This is a genomic window from Pseudomonas sessilinigenes, assembly GCF_003850565.1.
Lineage (GTDB): Bacteria > Pseudomonadota > Gammaproteobacteria > Pseudomonadales > Pseudomonadaceae > Aquipseudomonas > Aquipseudomonas sessilinigenes.
In genome coordinates, this window is record NZ_CP027706.1 from 5,883,236 (window position 1) to 5,897,968 (window position 14,733).

General features: G+C 60.6%; 14 protein-coding genes, 1 tRNA gene and 1 pseudogene. 9 read left to right on the forward strand and 7 right to left on the reverse strand.

Annotation, left to right across the window (positions count from 1 at the left end; genetic code table 11):
• Positions 1-32: 32 nt before the first annotated feature.
• The 6 genes and pseudogenes from C4K39_RS27010 (at position 33) to C4K39_RS27030 (ending at position 3,721) form a co-directional block, all read left to right on the forward strand.
• Positions 33-344, forward strand: a complete 312-nt coding sequence (locus tag C4K39_RS27010; protein WP_124347873.1) for a hypothetical protein — start codon at positions 33-35, stop codon at positions 342-344.
• A 159-nt stretch (positions 345-503) separates the two neighbouring features.
• Positions 504-662, forward strand: a complete 159-nt coding sequence (locus tag C4K39_RS31605) for a hypothetical protein (protein WP_164487332.1) — start codon at positions 504-506, stop codon at positions 660-662.
• A gap of 213 nt (positions 663-875) precedes the next feature.
• Positions 876-1,126 (forward strand): annotated as a pseudogene (locus tag C4K39_RS27015) (hypothetical protein); the annotation flags it as partial.
• Positions 1,127-2,475: 1,349 nt separating this feature from the next.
• Positions 2,476-2,661 carry an ATP-binding protein gene (locus C4K39_RS32075; protein WP_124347874.1) on the forward strand — a complete coding sequence of 62 codons (186 nt, stop codon included), beginning with the start codon at positions 2,476-2,478 and terminating at the stop codon, positions 2,659-2,661.
• Positions 2,662-3,273, forward strand: coding sequence for a hypothetical protein (locus C4K39_RS27025; protein ID WP_053130902.1), 612 nt, complete (start codon positions 2,662-2,664; stop codon positions 3,271-3,273).
• Between the two features lie 10 nt (positions 3,274-3,283).
• Positions 3,284-3,721, forward strand: coding sequence for a hypothetical protein (locus tag C4K39_RS27030; RefSeq protein ID WP_225926521.1), 438 nt, complete (start codon positions 3,284-3,286; stop codon positions 3,719-3,721).
• Positions 3,722-4,004: 283 nt separating this feature from the next.
• Here C4K39_RS27030 and C4K39_RS27035 read toward each other — a convergent pair whose 3' ends face one another.
• The 3 genes from C4K39_RS27035 to C4K39_RS27045 all read right to left on the reverse strand — a co-directional run bounded on the left by C4K39_RS27035 (position 4,005) and on the right by C4K39_RS27045 (position 5,538).
• Complete coding sequence (locus C4K39_RS27035; protein WP_124347875.1) at positions 4,005-4,871, reverse strand: IS3 family transposase; 867 nt, start codon at positions 4,869-4,871, stop codon at positions 4,005-4,007.
• On the reverse strand, positions 4,868-5,161 hold the full coding sequence (locus tag C4K39_RS27040) for an IS3 family transposase (RefSeq protein ID WP_033974343.1): 294 nt from the start codon (positions 5,159-5,161) through the stop codon (positions 4,868-4,870). Before C4K39_RS27040 ends, C4K39_RS27035 begins: the two co-directional genes overlap by 4 nt.
• A 303-nt stretch (positions 5,162-5,464) precedes the next feature.
• Positions 5,465-5,538, reverse strand: a tRNA-Cys gene (locus C4K39_RS27045).
• 340 nt (positions 5,539-5,878) lie between these two features.
• Between C4K39_RS27045 and C4K39_RS27050 the strand changes: the two genes are divergently transcribed.
• Positions 5,879-6,790, forward strand: coding sequence for a LysR substrate-binding domain-containing protein (locus tag C4K39_RS27050; RefSeq protein WP_124347876.1), 912 nt, complete (start codon positions 5,879-5,881; stop codon positions 6,788-6,790).
• Between the two features lie 112 nt (positions 6,791-6,902).
• A complete protein-coding gene (locus tag C4K39_RS27055; RefSeq protein WP_124347877.1) occupies positions 6,903-8,057 on the forward strand; it encodes an alpha-hydroxy acid oxidase in 1,155 nt (384 codons plus the stop codon).
• Between the two features lie 7 nt (positions 8,058-8,064).
• On the opposite strand, the gene C4K39_RS27060 is transcribed toward C4K39_RS27055, so the two are convergent.
• Complete coding sequence (locus C4K39_RS27060; RefSeq protein WP_068580789.1) at positions 8,065-9,105, reverse strand: ABC transporter substrate-binding protein; 1,041 nt, start codon at positions 9,103-9,105, stop codon at positions 8,065-8,067.
• A 492-nt stretch (positions 9,106-9,597) separates the two neighbouring features.
• Between C4K39_RS27060 and C4K39_RS27065 the strand changes: the two genes are divergently transcribed.
• Positions 9,598-10,746 carry a MalY/PatB family protein gene (locus tag C4K39_RS27065; protein WP_124347878.1) on the forward strand — a complete coding sequence of 383 codons (1,149 nt, stop codon included), beginning with the start codon at positions 9,598-9,600 and terminating at the stop codon, positions 10,744-10,746.
• 30 nt (positions 10,747-10,776) lie between these two features.
• On the opposite strand, the gene C4K39_RS27070 is transcribed toward C4K39_RS27065, so the two are convergent.
• The 3 genes from C4K39_RS27070 to C4K39_RS27080 all read right to left on the reverse strand — a co-directional run bounded on the left by C4K39_RS27070 (position 10,777) and on the right by C4K39_RS27080 (position 14,637).
• The gene (locus tag C4K39_RS27070) at positions 10,777-12,387 is read right to left on the reverse strand and encodes a gamma-glutamyltransferase family protein (protein ID WP_124347879.1); all 1,611 of its coding nucleotides are present in this window, start codon (positions 12,385-12,387) and stop codon (positions 10,777-10,779) included.
• 93 nt (positions 12,388-12,480) lie between these two features.
• Positions 12,481-13,488 (reverse strand): zinc-dependent alcohol dehydrogenase family protein, encoded by a 1,008-nt coding sequence (locus tag C4K39_RS27075; protein WP_068580800.1) that lies wholly within the window; start codon positions 13,486-13,488, stop codon positions 12,481-12,483.
• Between the two features lie 180 nt (positions 13,489-13,668).
• Complete coding sequence (locus C4K39_RS27080) at positions 13,669-14,637, reverse strand: bifunctional helix-turn-helix transcriptional regulator/GNAT family N-acetyltransferase (RefSeq protein ID WP_124347880.1); 969 nt, start codon at positions 14,635-14,637, stop codon at positions 13,669-13,671.
• Positions 14,638-14,733: the final 96 nt, after the last annotated feature.

Here is a 14,733-nt window from a genome sequence, read left to right on the forward strand (position 1 = left end):
CCATAGTGGCTTCATTTCAGGAGGGCTGCACCATGGCATTCAGGACGTTTCCTCTAAAAACTAATGCTCAACGAAGCTACATCCTGCTCACCGATGTTTTCGACTGGCTAGAGCCGGAGATCGTCGGTGGTAAAAATAGGAAGTTCCCTGCCAAGCAGCTGGCAACGGTTTTCTACGGCAGCCAAGATCCAATTGAGGATGAAGTGGCGGGGGACAAAAAAATCTTCCGAAAGCGCAGCGCCTTTGTCGTGACCAAGTTCTTGAACGATCACGCCTTGGTGGCTGGATCGACAATCAAGATGGAGCGCTTGGCTCCGTATACCTACCGGTTTATGCCAGGCTGAAAATTCCAAATATCTAGGCCGCTTTGGCGGTTTTCTTGCACCCCGGCAGGTGCTGCATTCTCGTGTCTGGAAGACAATGCCAAGTTGTTTCGTGATCGTTGACGGAGAGAGCGGATCTGCATATACAGTCCGTTCTTTCAATTTCTGTTTCGGTAAGTCATGAGCGAAGAACGAGATATTCCAGAGCCCGAGCACGACCATCTGCTCGATCATGAATTCCATGATGACGAGTCATGGGTTGAAGAAGATGCTCAGGGAATTGCTGACGAAGAAGACGATGACGTTGATTTTCTTGATCAGATTGATCAAGACGACTGACGTGGAAATTTTTAATACCTAAAAGGTCCGTCCACCCGCTCGGTCCTACTTGCTTTAAATCAAGCCCCGGCGTCCGCCGATATTTTATTCCCACGCCTTACACGAGCCTCGTCAACGACGGGGCTTTTCATATCTACAGGCAGGGCCTGTAAATCGTCTCTGGGAGACAACCAATACTGAAATTCCAACTGGACAGCCTGGATGGTGTCGACGAAGCCAACCGTCGCGGTGCTGGATACGGCTGGCAAGCTCTCCGCAACCACGCTGGAAGAGCTGAAGAATGAATTCACGAAAGACCCTGCGTTCGGTCCTCTGATCGCAGGCAGCAAGGCATCTGGCGGCGGGGCCGACGGTGCAGGAATAACGGTGGGGCCGCTCTGAAACGATCCAAAATGTCCTCTGTCGCCAAGCGTGAGTTCATCACTGCAAACGGCCAGGACGCCTACCTGAAATTGCCCAAATAAATGGAGTAACCCTACCAACCAGTAAAGTTTTAGTACGCCTGCGCTTTCCTGCAGACAATAAAAAACCCCGTAGACGTTAATCTACGGGGTTTTCAAGGGTGGAGGCCGAGGTCGGAATCGAACCGGCGTAGGCGGATTTGCAATCCAGATAAAATTTCATTGTTTTCAGTTGGTTAGTGATAGATCTGTTCCGCAAATGCCAACGCCTAGAAAGGCTGTAACCCGCGGCCCACGCAGGTCGTGATTTTGATTGCGGAACTGATTTTGTAGACCTATCCCACTATTCAGAATCCAACAACTGCTGCCCTCCACCGTCGCTAGGCTTGTGCGCTGATGGCTCAAAATCGGATAGGGATTCGAACCCGACCATAATCAACCGTAGTCCGCTCAAGGCCACGAAATTAGAGTATGTAGCACCTGAGTTAAGGCCTATATAGGCCTAAAGCGGTATCCGCTATGCCCTAAAAATGCCCTAAGATCATCTGCGCTTCTAGCCAACAACCTGTTCGGCATCTGCAAACCAGGGTAGCGAGGATAACGCGTCCGAGGTGTGCCAAGTGATCAGCCACTCGGTGTGGATCAAATCCGGCAGGCTGATCCCGTTTTGTGGGAACGCGTCACCCATGCGCCTTTCGCCACCATATTTCCACTCAAGCGGTCCGAAGCCGTCTGCCATACTTCGGCCAGAGAGGCTGTCATGGCCAACTCTGTATCATTCGTAATAAGTTCAGCGTCTCGCAGGGCCTGCGTGTAGCCGATTGCATTATGGTAGGCGCGAACACCAGAAGCCCAGTCGCTCGATTTATGTACTGAGTTCAACCGCAAAAGCCAGGCTGTTTGGACTCTGCGCTCGGCAAACCGGGCTGATCGCTAATCGTTAATACGCTGATGCCTGGCATGCCCCAATCCCCATAATTAAGCGCTGCTTATACGCTTACCAGCACGACCGGTACCAGTAGCCAAATGTAGGGGGCATGGTTACCGCGACCACTAAAAAGGCCCACATCCCCTAGACGAGCAGGCCAGTCCCACCTCGGCTGGCTTTCGCCTAATCAACCCTTGTTCGCAATAACCCTCTTTGCCAAGGTTGATCAACAGGGACATCTCTTCCAACGGAACTCAACTGCTCCGTTTGTGCGTGGTGGGTGTTTCACCAAACCTTGAAGTCCTTTCCAGGGTTTCTTCAAGCGCTCGAACTAGTACATTTGTGCTAGTTGACTCCCCCCCTCCTACGGGGATCATAGTCCCGAATAGTGCTGCCATTCTGAGATTCCAGTCAATCGGACATTCCGACTAGTCGCGCAGTATCACAAGGGACGTTTGGCTGGGTAGTTTAACGCTCGAAGTTGATGACAATCGATGAAATATGTTATTTACTTTTTGATTGTAACGAAGCTAATTTGCTTCTTAATTTAATCGCCAGACGCTACGAGCATGGCAGCATGTGCTGGCCAGCAAATATCACTGACTCGAGATACTCAGTTGAGAAATTCTATTTTTTAGCGTGCTTGTTTAGCTTGATTGATTTAATGTAAATGGATAACAAATTCATGTTCAAGGAGGCACGACACAGCATGCCAGAGTTTTTGAAGTTAAATAAATACGTCATACCAATTACTTTACTACTTGCTGCCTCCACTTCAGCGATAGCTGACAAAGCGAACCCCATTGGCGATTGGTGGCGTGTCTATAGCATAGGCACGGGCAAAAACAACATAGTGTTTGTCGCTGATCTCACGTCCATGACGCCACGGAGTCAAGCGGCGGATGGGCTTCAGTCAGTAGATGTAAACCAAGTCTTCGCTGACCCATCCAAGCCATTGGCGGATGTCTATTCAGTTGAAGTCCAGTGCTCCAAGCACAGAGCCCGCTTTCTTAAAGGAACATCAATAGAACGAACGAGCTACGCACGCCGGGATTTAAAAGTCTCCAATGAGTGGCATACGTTGGATGACGAGGCGCTTTTATATACATTTGCCTTTGTATGTAATCCCCAAGATCGAGTCTTCAACGGCATGTTGTCACTGGGTAAATTTGATCAGATGAAAATGCTCGGGATCATCACGGAGGTACAAGCACCGCCGAAGAGCCCAATGGAAGAGCTGGATGAAATGTTAAACAACAAAAACCCTGAAAAGTCCAGGTAAGGTAAACTCCATGATATATCAATGGATTAAAACGTTTTCTTTAATGCTAGCAGTGCCAGGAATAATGGTAAGCAGCGGCTGTTCCTTAATTGCTCAAAGTCGTTGGGAAGGTCGCGATGCCCAAGAGGCGCTGAATCTGTTTGGCAGGCCCGATACGATGAAAGCAACTCAAGATCCTGATGCAGGTACACTTGTCGTAATGACGTGGTACAAATCCTCTCAGTGGTCGACAACTGAGGCAGCCGGAACATCCATGACACACGGCAGTAATGGTTTGACCCATACCGAGTATTACGAGAACGTCGCTCATAGCTCCGAATGCAAAATTGAAGCAACGGTGAACAAAGCAAAAAAAATAGTGCTTTTCAAAATTCAGAATGGAGAAGTATTTCATGGCAAGTGCCAAAATATTCCTTATGTTCCCGGTTATATCCCCCCAGGCTTTTAGCATCTTCTATAAGTGCTGAAGGGATAACTGATGAGGGGATTCGCGGCAGTTATTTTTTCGAAACAGTCCCTCAGACCGCCTAGTATTGCATCCTCGGATTTTTTCCTAATCCTAATAATGGTCTGAAGGGACGCTCCAAAGTTTTGCCCAGTTTTGAAACGAAAACACCAAGACCCGACAACTGCAACATTTTCAGTTTATTGACGTTGGGTCAACGACTCATGCCTCCCTTGCTTTGCTCCTTGGGCTGAAGTGGTCTGTCCCGGAGCTGGTGGACAGGTAGTTAAGAGTTACTGCTCGCATAGCGCCGCTCAAACTCCATCGGGCTGAGATAGCCCAGCGTCGAGTGGCGGCGACGGTGATTGTAAAAGCGGATGTAGTCGAACAGGTCGATTTTCGCCTCGTGGTAGCTGGCATAGCGCGTCAGGTACACCCGCTCAGCCTTCAGCGAACGGAAGAAGCTCTCCATCGCGGCGTTGTCCCAGCAGTTCCCGGGACGTGAATGGCTGGGCACGATTCGATGTCGCCGAAGTAAGGCCTGGTAGTCGTACGCGCAGTATTGGCTGCCTCGATCCGAGTGCAGCAGCACTTCTTCTTTCGGCTGCCGGCGTGCAATGGCCATCTCCAGCGCGGCGTGTACCAAGGCCTGCTGCATGCGGTGGTGCATCGCCCAACCGACGACGGCTCGTGAATAGAGATCGAGCACGACTGCCAGATACAGCCAACCTTGGGCCGTCCGCACGTAGGTCATGTCCGAGACCCAGTGCCGATTGGCGCGATCCGAGGCGAACTGGCGATCCAGGTGGTTCGGGGCAATCGGCAGAGCATGATGACTGCTGGAAACCAGCCGCCAGCGCTTGCGCGAGCGAACGCGCAGACCGGCTTCGCGCATCAGTCGAGCAACCCGGTGTCGACCACACGCATGCCCCATGGCCGCTAACTCGGCCTTGATTCGGCGATGGCCATAGATCCCATTCACCTCGTGGTGAATGGTGTGGATCTCCTTGCTCAGACGCCGATTCGCCATCTCTCTCGCCGAAGGTGGCCGCTGCTGCCAGGCATAGAAGCCGCTGCGGGATACCCGCAGCAGCCGGCACATTGGGGCTACGAGATAGCGACCAGCCAACGCCTCGATGGCGCGGAACTTCACTTCGTGGGCTGCGAGAAGATGGCGAGCGCCTTTTTTAAAACATCGCGTTCCATGGTGACCTGAGCCAGTTGCTGGCGTAGACGACGCAACTCCGCGCTCTCACCACGCTGCTTGCCGTTGCCCGGAAAGGCATCGTCACCTTGCTGCTCGTACTGGCGCTTCCATTTGCCCAGCAGGCTTTCAGCGATGCCGAGCGTCTCGGCTACATGACGAAGCGGCGTGCCGGCAAGTACCTGGTCTACTGCCTCGCGTTTGAAGGATTCGGGAAAACGTCGTCTGGTCTGAGTCATGAACACTCCTTGCGGTGGACATTATCCACCTTAAGTCAGTGTCCACTCAGCCCGGGACAGACCAGTGTGCATCCTAAGAACCAGATCTGAACGTTGTCAGGGATATCCAGGATAGCTCACAGCAACAAAAACAAACCTCCCAACCAACACCCAGCGGCATCTCAAAGCAATGCCGAAAGCTTTTTCAATGTGCCGCTAGAAAAAGGCGAGTTGCGGAAGCGATCCAAAACCTTGCGGAAGTGATCACCCAAATCCCAGGCAACAAAAAACCCCGTAGACGTTAATCTACGGGGTTTTCAAGGGTGGAGGCCGAGGTCGGAATCGAACCGGCGTAGGCGGATTTGCAATCCGCTGCATAACCATTTTGCTACTCGGCCCCAAATGTCCAATGCCTGAAAAACAACACTGAACACGTACAAACTGGAACGGCGTGAGGATCTTTTCGATCGCTCGACTCTTTATCTAACCTATTGATTTATAAAGAGTTTTTCCGTTTCCTCGCTGAGGAATGGTCGCAATTATGGACGTGTTTTCCAGTCCTGGCAACTCTTATTCGATATTTTTTCTAGCGAGGGGTTTCTAAGGCTTTTCGGGCTGGAAGCATCCGCTCCCTGCACCGTGGCCAGGGGCGGATGATCCCATACATCGCCGGGCATTGCTCGCCCTGCATCGCACCACCCCGTAAGATCTGCTGCTGGCTACCCTGAAGGAATTCCCATGAAGACTCCCAACGACTACCGCCTGCCCTCCCTGGATGCGTTGCTGGCCTTCGAAAGTGCCGCCCGGCTGAAGAGCTTCGAGCAGGCGGCCGAGAGCCTGGCGTTGACGGGCAGCGCGCTGCGCAAGCGCATTGCCGGGCTTGAGCAACTGCTGGGATTGGGCCTGTTCGAGCGTCAGGGCGGTAGCTTGCGGCTTACTGCCGATGGCCAGTTGTACCTGGAACAGGTGGCACCGGTACTGCAACAGTTGCTGGGCATCCCCCAGCACCGGCGCACCGTGCAGCGCAAGCAGCGGCTGATCCTGTGCAGCCCGCCGACCTTCGCCCGCCAGGTGCTGATCCCGCGCCTCAACGAACACAGCCGGGCCCATCCCCATATCGACCTGCAGATCCAGCTTTCGGCGCCCTTGTCCAACGCCACCAATGGCCAGTGCGACCTAGAAGTCCGTGGCGATAGCCTCGACGCGCCAGCGACCCGGCGCCTGCTGGACGAACAACTGCTGCCGATGGCCGCCCCTGCCCTGCTCGCCCGCTTCCAGCCTCTGCAACTACCGGCGGACTTCGCCCGGCTGCCTCTGCTGCGCTCGCCCCTGGAACCCTGGCGCCCCTGGCTGCAGGCCGCCGGCCTGGATTTGCCGGAGCCCGACCAAGGGCCAACCCTGCTGGACCTGGGCATGCTGCTGGAGGCCGCCGCCAACGCTCAGGGCGTGGTACTGGCCCGACCGTCCCTGGCCCGCAGTTGGCTGGCCCAGGGCCGCCTGGTGATCCTCGGCCAGGTCAGCAGCCCGCCGTCCTACCACTACATCCTGGACATGCCCGCGCCCTCGCCCGCCGCCCAGGATCTGGCCCATTGGCTGCAACGCATCTGCCGCGACGCCGTGGCCCAAGGCAGCGCCCACGTCCAGGGCTGAAACAGCCCTTACCGGCTCCGGGAAAAAAACGCCCGCGCGCCGGGAATAGTTTTCCGCAACGCTCCTGGCCCGGCGCACTAGTCTGCTGCGATCCATCACACAGGAGTGGCCCATGCCCATCATCACCTGCATCGAAGACCTGCGCCGACTGGCCCAACGCCGTGTTCCACGGATGTTCTACGACTATGTCGACGGCGGCTCCTGGAGCGAGAGCACCTACCACGCCAACCAGGCCGACTTCGCAGGCATCAAGCTGCGCCAACGGGTGGCGCGCAACATCGACAATCGCTCGTTGCAGGTACACAGGCTGGGCATCGACATGGCCATGCCCCTGGCCATCGCCCCCACTGGCCTGGCAGGCATGGTCCACGCCGATGGCGAGATTCTCGCGGCCCGGGCCGCAGCGGCAGCCGGCATCCGCTACACCCTGTCCACAGTCAGCATCTGCTCCCTGGAGGACGTGGCCGAGGCTACGGCCGCACCGTTCTGGTTCCAGTTGTACGTAATGCGCGACCGCGACTTCGTCGGCCGCCTGATCGACCGAGCCAAGGCCGCCGGTTGCGACGCACTGGTGCTGACCCTCGACCTGCAACTGAGCGGGCAACGGCACAAGGACCTGAAGAACGGCCTCAGCACCCCGCCCCGGCCGACGTTGGCCAACCTGCTGAACCTGCTGGGCAAGCCTCGCTGGGTCGCCGGCATGCTGGGCACCCGGCGTCGGCATTTCGGCAACATCATGGGCCACGTCACGGGCGTGCATGACATGCGCCAACTGGCGGAGTGGACCTACCAGCAGTTCGATCCTTGCCTGAGCTGGGACGACATCCAATGGATCAAGCAGCGCTGGGGCGGCACCCTGATTCTCAAGGGCATCCTCGACGTGGAGGACGCCCGCCTGGCAGTGGCCAGCGGCGCCGATGCGCTGATCGTCAGCAACCACGGCGGGCGCCAACTCGATGGCGCGCCGTCGAGCATCAACATGCTGCCAGCCATTGTCGACGCCGTTGGCGGCCAGGCCGAGGTCTGGATCGACAGCGGCATCCGCAGCGGCCAGGACGTGATCAAGGCCCTGGCCCTGGGCGCCCAGGGCGCGATGATCGGCCGGGCGCACCTGTATGGCCTCGGCGCCCTGGGCCAGGCCGGGGTCAGCCAGGCCTTGCAGGTCATCGCCAGGGAAATGGACCTGACCCTGGCGCTTTGTGGCCACACCCGGATCGAGCAAGTCGACCGGCAACTGCTGGTGCCCGGCAGCTACCCCCTGCCCTGAGCTTCAGTCAACGGGCCGCCCAGGCATTGAAGCGCTGCTCCAGGTCCTCGCCGTGATCGACCCAGAACCCGGCATCCACCGCCCGTGCGCCCTGCAAGTTGGCTTCATAGGTAGGCAACTGCCGCTGCACCGTCGGCGCCAGCAATGGCAACGCCTGGCGGTGCACCGGCCCGTAGGGGATGTTCTGCGAGAATACCTTTTGCGCCTGGGGCTGGCTGGCGAACAGGATGAAGTCTTCGGCCAGGGCCTTGTTCGGCGAGCCCTTGACCACCGCCCAGTACTCCGGGTCGTACAGGCTCTGGGGCCAGAGGATGCTCAACTGCATGCCCTCCTTCTGGGCCATGGCGATCCGCCCGTTGTACGCGGCGCTCATTACCACGTCCCCGGCGACCAGCCACTGGGGCGGTTGGGCGCCGGCTTCCCACCATTGGATATACGGCTTGATCTGGTCGAGCTTGGCAAAAGCCCGGCTCACGCCCTCCGGGGTAGCCAGCACCTGGTACAGCTGCGCGGGCGGCACGCCATCGGCCAGCAGGGCAATCTCCAGGGTGTACTTGGCGCTCTTGCGCAAGCCACGCTTGCCCGGAAAATCCTTGAGATTCCAGAAATCGGCCCAGGACTCGGGCGCCCTGGCCAGCTTCTGCGGAGAAAAGGCCATGACCATCGACCAGACATAAGTCGCTACGCCACACTCGGTCAGGGTGCCGGGCACGAACTGCGCCGGATCGCCGAACCGGGCCAGGTCCAGGGGCTCGAACAGCCCCTCGTCACAGCCACGCAGCAGCTCTGGGCTCTCCACCTCGACCACATCCCAACTGGTCTTGCCGACCTCGACCATGGCCTTGATCTTCGATAACTCGCCGTTGTACTCGCCTGCAATCACCCGGGCCGCCCCAGTCTGGTCGAACGGCTGGAAATAGGCCTGCTCCTGGGCCTGCTTGGTAGCGCCACCAAAGGAGATGACCGTGAGCTTCTGTGGCTCGGCCAAGGCGCTGGCACATAACAACAGCCACGACAATGCAACGCCGCAACGCAAGATACTGGACATAAGATCTACCTCAATGAAGCCGGCCCGCCCGCACGAACCGGCATCCCATGGGCCTGGCTACGACCGTATCCACGGGCGGCACCGCACCAGGCACGACGAACCTTGTTCAGCGCCCAGGCGCCCGCAACCCGGGCCGCAATGCCTGGTAGCCATGACTGAGATTTCTGTGATCCGGTTGTTCGGATGCGCCTGTGGCCTGTGGCGGATATCCCGGGCAGGCCATGTTCCGATGGCGAGTCATCGCTTGCTCCCTGTTGTTTTTGTAGGAAGAACAAATCGATCGGCCGTGCATCGCCAAGGCTCCCGGACGGGGCGTTAGCGCATGCAGGGGCTCATTGTCGACATAACCCGGAACCTGGCGAAACGAGGTTTTTATGAGGCACAGGCAAGGGAAAAGCTGCCTTGCAGGCGCTCCCCAAGGGCCATGCCCAATGCAGGACAAGCCAGCTAGAATCTCTGCACCTTTGCCTTGCAAGCCGACGAGACCCGCCCATGAGCTACGACTTCGATACCCTGCACCCACGCCACGGCACCGGCAGTACCAAGTGGAGCCGCTATCCCGAAGATGTACTGCCCATGTGGGTGGCCGACATGGACTTCGCCGCCGCACCGGAAATCATCGATGCCCTGCGCCAGCGCCTGGAGCACCCGCTGCTGGGCTACAGCGTGGCCCGGGACGAGCTGCGCGCGGCGGTCGTCGCCGACCTGTGGCACAAGTACGCCTGGCGCGTGCAACCGGATGAGCTGATCTTCCTGCCCGGGGTCGAGCCGGGCTTCAACATGGCCCTGCACGCCTTCGTCAAACCGCACCAGCAGGTGGTGGTGCAGACCCCCAACTACCGGCCCCTGCGCCTGGCCCCCGGCAACTGGCAACTGCGCAAGATCGAGGTGCCGTTCCAGGTCACCGCCGAAGGCACCTACACCACGCCCATGGCCGAACTGCGCCAGGCCCTGCAGGGTGCCGGCGCGCTACTGCTGAGCAACCCGCACAACCCCCTGGGCAAGGTCTTCCCCCGGGAGGAACTACAAGCGGTGGCCGAGGCATGCCTGGAACAGGGCGCGCTGATCGTGTCCGACGAGATCCACGCCGAGCTGTGCTTCGACGGTCGTCGGCACATTCCCACCGCCACCCTCGGCCCGGAGATCGCCCGGCGTACCATCACCCTGATGTCGGCCAGCAAGGCCTACAACGTCGCGGGCATGAAGACCTGCTTCGCCATCGTCCAGGACCCGGCCACCCGCCTGGCCTTCAATGAGGCCCGGGCCGGCATGGTGGACAGCGTCAGCCCCCTGGGCCTGGAGGCCACCCATGCGGCCCTGGTCCAGGGCGGCTCCTGGCAACGGGAGCTGATCGCCTACCTGCAGGCCAACCGCGACTACTTGCTCGAGGCGATACGCACCCGCCTGCCGGGCATCCGCATGCACGCACCGCAAGGCACCTACCTGGCCTGGCTCGATTGCAGCGGCCTGGGCCTGGAAGATCCCCATGCCTTCTTCCTCGAACATGCCAAGGTCGGCCTCAGCGCGGGGCTGGAGTTCGGTGACGATTGCAAGCAGTTCGTGCGCCTGAACTTCGGCTGCCCACGGGCCCTGCTGGAAGAAGGCATCCGACGTATGGAGCGGAGTCTGGAGCAGCGCTGACCGAGGTGCCCCACAGCCAGTGACAGGCGCCTACCAGACAGCGATATGCGAGTCCGCCCGCGGCTCGGTGCCGCCACACAGCACCGCGCTTTGCGGGTCGCGCAGGATGATCTGGCCGCGACCAAAGCGGCTCAGGTCATGGGTGACCTGGGTCTGATGCCCCTGTTGGCCCAGGGCCTTGAGCAACTCGTCAGGAGCGCTCCGTTCGATGGCGACCTGCTTCTGGCCCAGCCATTGCCAGCGCGGGGCGTCCAGTGCCGCTTGAGGGTTCAGGCCGAAATCCACCAGGTTCATCACCATCTGGACATGCCCTTGGGGTTGCATGTAGCCGCCCATCACGCCAAAAGGCCCCAGGGGCACGCCCCCCTGGCTGAGAAACCCCGGGATGATGGTATGGAAGGTCTTCTTGCCCGGGGCCAGGCAGTTGGCGTGGGCCGGATCGAGGCTGAACTCCTGGCCACGGTTCTGCAGGGCGATGCCGCTGTCAGGCAGCACCACGCCCGAACCGAACCCGTGGTAGTTGCTCTGGATGAACGAGACCATGTTGCCCTCGGCATCGGCCGTGGCCAGGTACACCGTGCCACTGGCCTGGGGTACGCCCGCCGTCGGGAGCCGGGCCTGCTCGCCGATCAGTGCCCGGCGCCGCCGGCTATAGGCATCACTGAGCAGGTCGCCGACCGCCACCTGCATATGGGCCGGGTCGGTGATGTAGTGCAGGCCGTCGCTATAGGCCAGCTTCAGGGCCTCCAGTTGCAGGTGCCAGGTGCGCGGGCTGTCGCGCTGGTCGAACTGGAAACCTTCGAGCAGCTTCAAGGCCATCAACGCCACCAGCCCCTGGCCACTGGGAGGAATCTCCCAGACTTCATAGCCTCGGTAATCGATCTTGATCGGCTGCACCCATTGCGGCCGGTAATCCTGCAGGTCGCTGGCCCGTAGATAACCGCCCGTGGCCCGGGAATGGGCGTCCAGGCGCTGGGCCAACTCGCCGCGATACAGGCTTTCACAAGCGCTGGCCGCCAACGCTTGCAGCGTCTGGGCCAGGGCCGGGATGCGGAACACTTCACCGGCCCGCGGCGCACGCCCCTCGACCAGGAAGGTCGCGAACCAGGGCTCCAGCACCGGATCGCTCTGCGCGCTGAACAGCTCAAGGGCCCGCTGCCATTGCAGGGCGACTACCGGCGATAACGGGAAACCGTCGTGGGCCAGTTCGATGGCCGGCTCCAGCAATCGGGCAAACTCCAACCGGCCAAAGCGCCGGGACAATTCGGCCCAGGCCGCCGGGCAGCCGGGTACGGTCACTGGCGTCCAGCCATGGAGCGGCATCCGCGCATGCCCCGCGGCCTTCACCGCATCGATGTTCAGGGCTGCCGGAGCCTGGCCATTGGCGCTCAGGCCATGGAGCTGGCCCTGGGTCCAGACCAGGGCAAAGGCATCGCCGCCCAGGCCGCAACCCGTGGGCTCAACCACCGTCAGCACCGCAGCCGTGGCGATCGCCGCGTCGATGGCATTGCCGCCCTGGCGCAGGATCTGGATACCGGCCTCGGCGGCCAGTGGCTGGGACGTCGCGACCATGCCACGGCGAGCGAACACGCTCTGGCGTTGCGAGGCATAGGGGTAGTGATGAGCGGAGAACTTCAACATGGCCAGAGCCCTTCCAGAGCGGATTGCGGCACACCGTTGAAGCAGTATGGACGGCAACGTCGGAGTAGCGACCGACGTTGCCCTGGCTGGACCTCAAAGGCTCAGGCAGATTTTCCCCAGGTGGGCGCCGGAGGCTTCATGGGCAAAGGCCTTGGCGATCTCGGCCAAGGGGAAGGTGCTGTCGATCACCGGCTTGATGCCGGTGGCCTCCAGGCCACGGACCATCTCCACCTGCTGCTGGCGGCTACCGACGATCAAGCCTTGCAGGCGCTGCTGCTTGGCCATCAGGGCCGCCGTGGGTACCGGCCCGGCCCAACCGGTGAGCACGCCGATCAGGGCGATGTGCCCGCCGATCCGGCACGCAGTGATGGACTGGGCCAAGGTGCCCGGGCCGCCGACTTCCACCACATGATCGACGCCCCGCCCGCCGGTGAGCTTGAGTACCTCAGCGCCCCACTCCGGCTGGGTGCGGTAGTTGATGGTGTGGTCGGCCCCCAGCTCGCGCACCCGCGCCAGCTTGGCGTCCGAGGACGAAGTGGCGATCACGGTGGCGCCCATGGCCTTGGCCAGTTGCAAGGCAAAGATCGACACCCCGCCCGTGCCCAGCACCAGGACGGTTTCACCGGCCTTGAGGCCGCCGTCCACCACCAGTGCGCGCCAGGCGGTGAGCCCAGCGGTGGTCAGGGTCGCGGCTTCGGCATGGCTGTAGCCCTGGGGGGCATGGGTGAACCAGTGGCTGGGCTGGACCACCACCTGCCGGGCATAACCATCGACGCCATCGCCAGGGGTGGTGCTGAAGTCGGCGATGGCCGGGCCGCCGTCATGCCAATGGGGAAAGAAGCAGGACACCACCGCGTCGCCAACCTTGAACTCGCTGACGCCCTCGCCCACGGCCTCCACCACGCCGGCGCCATCGGCCATGGGAATCCGTCCATCGGCGGTGGGCAGGCCGCCGGTCACCACCGCATAGTCGTGATAGTTCAGGGAACAGGCATGGATCCGCACACGGATCTGCCCGGCGCCGGGCTGGCCCGGGTCGGGCAGCTCGACGAGCTTCAGGTTGTCCAGGGATGCCGGCAGGCTGAGCTTGATGGCTTGCATGGGAGGTACTCCACAGATCGATAATCTTCCAGGGGGCTAACCCTACCACCGAACGCCTGGCTGTAGCCGCTGCCGCAGGCTGCGTACACTGCGTCACCGGGATGCAGGTTTTCAGCCGCTACGGGGTCGACACAGGATCGCCAGGCAAGGCCCTGCGGGCCTTTGCGCCGCTTCACAGGCTCAGTAGCGGCTACAAAGCTCCACTCCCGGCCGCACAAAACACTGCTCGGTCACGGTCGCGCCCCATTGCTCGCCCACCTGTTCCTGCACCAGCACAAAGCCCTGTTCCTCATACAGCGCGCGTGCCGCATCCAGACCCTTGAAGGTCCACAAGCGGGTGGCAGCAAAGCCCCACTGGTCGCAGAACGCCAGAGCCTCGGCCAGCAGACGCCGGCCCAGCCCCTGGCCGCGGGCGGCATCATCGAGAATGAAGCAACGCAGGATCGCTTCACCACCCTCGCCCTCCCCGTCAATGGCGATGGAACCGATAATCCGCTCCCCCTGCAGCGCCACCCAGACTTCATTGCGCGGATTGTGCAAACGCCCCATCAGCTCGGCCATGTCCGCCGCCACCAGGCTTTCGAAGGGCTGGCCGAAACCGGCCAGGGCGGCGTAGTAGCGGGCGTGCATCTCGGCGATACGACCAATCACCCCCGGCCGGTAGCCCCGGGCGATGGTGCCGCATGCGAGCTGCTCGGGCGCCTCGCCCAGACGCACCGCGCGCAACGCACGGGCATAGTCGGCGATGCCCGCAGAGGCACTGCGCTGCTGTTCCGCGCTCAAGTGCGCCAGGGCCGCGGCCACCTGGGTCTGGGCAAAATGGTCGATGCCCTCCAGGGTCTGGCGCCCGCGGGCGCTGAGTTGCAGTTTCTTCGAGCGGGCGTCCTGTTCATGGGCCAGTTCGCAGATCTCGCCCGCCTCCACCAACTTGCGCACCAGGCGGCTGACGCTGGATTTCTCCAGCCCCAGCAGCGTCACCAGATCACCGGCAGTCAAGGCATGGCCCTGGCCGATCTCCAGCAACGCATGCACCGCCGAGGGCGGGTAGTCGGTGGCGGCCAGGGTGGCCTGCATGAAGCCCAGCTCACGAACCATCTGCCGGGACGCCTGGCGCAACTGCGGGATAAGGGAAGCAGATTGGCTCGACATAAGGGTGACCTCACAAGTGAAGCATTTAGTTGTACCTTACAACCATTTAACCCACAACCCTGGCTCAGGCTGACGACAAGCCCTGGTGGACAGTAA

Bases quoted from the DNA above. Each gene is read 5' to 3' on its own strand.
- C4K39_RS27010 (WP_124347873.1), top strand. From the start codon at position 33: ATGGCATTCAGGACGTTTCCTCTAAAAACTAATGCTCAACGAAGCTAC.
- C4K39_RS31605 (WP_164487332.1), top strand. From the start codon at position 504: ATGAGCGAAGAACGAGATATTCCAGAGCCCGAGCACGACCATCTGCTC.
- C4K39_RS32075 (WP_124347874.1), top strand. From the start codon at position 2,476: ATGACAATCGATGAAATATGTTATTTACTTTTTGATTGTAACGAAGCT.
- C4K39_RS27025 (WP_053130902.1), top strand. From the start codon at position 2,662: ATGGATAACAAATTCATGTTCAAGGAGGCACGACACAGCATGCCAGAG.
- C4K39_RS27030 (WP_225926521.1), top strand. From the start codon at position 3,284: ATGATATATCAATGGATTAAAACGTTTTCTTTAATGCTAGCAGTGCCA.
- C4K39_RS27040 (WP_033974343.1), bottom strand. From the start codon at position 5,161: ATGACTCAGACCAGACGACGTTTTCCCGAATCCTTCAAACGCGAGGCA.
- C4K39_RS27050 (WP_124347876.1), top strand. From the start codon at position 5,879: ATGAAGACTCCCAACGACTACCGCCTGCCCTCCCTGGATGCGTTGCTG.
- C4K39_RS27055 (WP_124347877.1), top strand. From the start codon at position 6,903: ATGCCCATCATCACCTGCATCGAAGACCTGCGCCGACTGGCCCAACGC.
- C4K39_RS27060 (WP_068580789.1), bottom strand. From the start codon at position 9,105: ATGTCCAGTATCTTGCGTTGCGGCGTTGCATTGTCGTGGCTGTTGTTA.
- C4K39_RS27065 (WP_124347878.1), top strand. From the start codon at position 9,598: ATGAGCTACGACTTCGATACCCTGCACCCACGCCACGGCACCGGCAGT.
- C4K39_RS27070 (WP_124347879.1), bottom strand. From the start codon at position 12,387: ATGTTGAAGTTCTCCGCTCATCACTACCCCTATGCCTCGCAACGCCAG.
- C4K39_RS27075 (WP_068580800.1), bottom strand. From the start codon at position 13,488: ATGCAAGCCATCAAGCTCAGCCTGCCGGCATCCCTGGACAACCTGAAG.
- C4K39_RS27080 (WP_124347880.1), bottom strand. From the start codon at position 14,637: ATGTCGAGCCAATCTGCTTCCCTTATCCCGCAGTTGCGCCAGGCGTCC.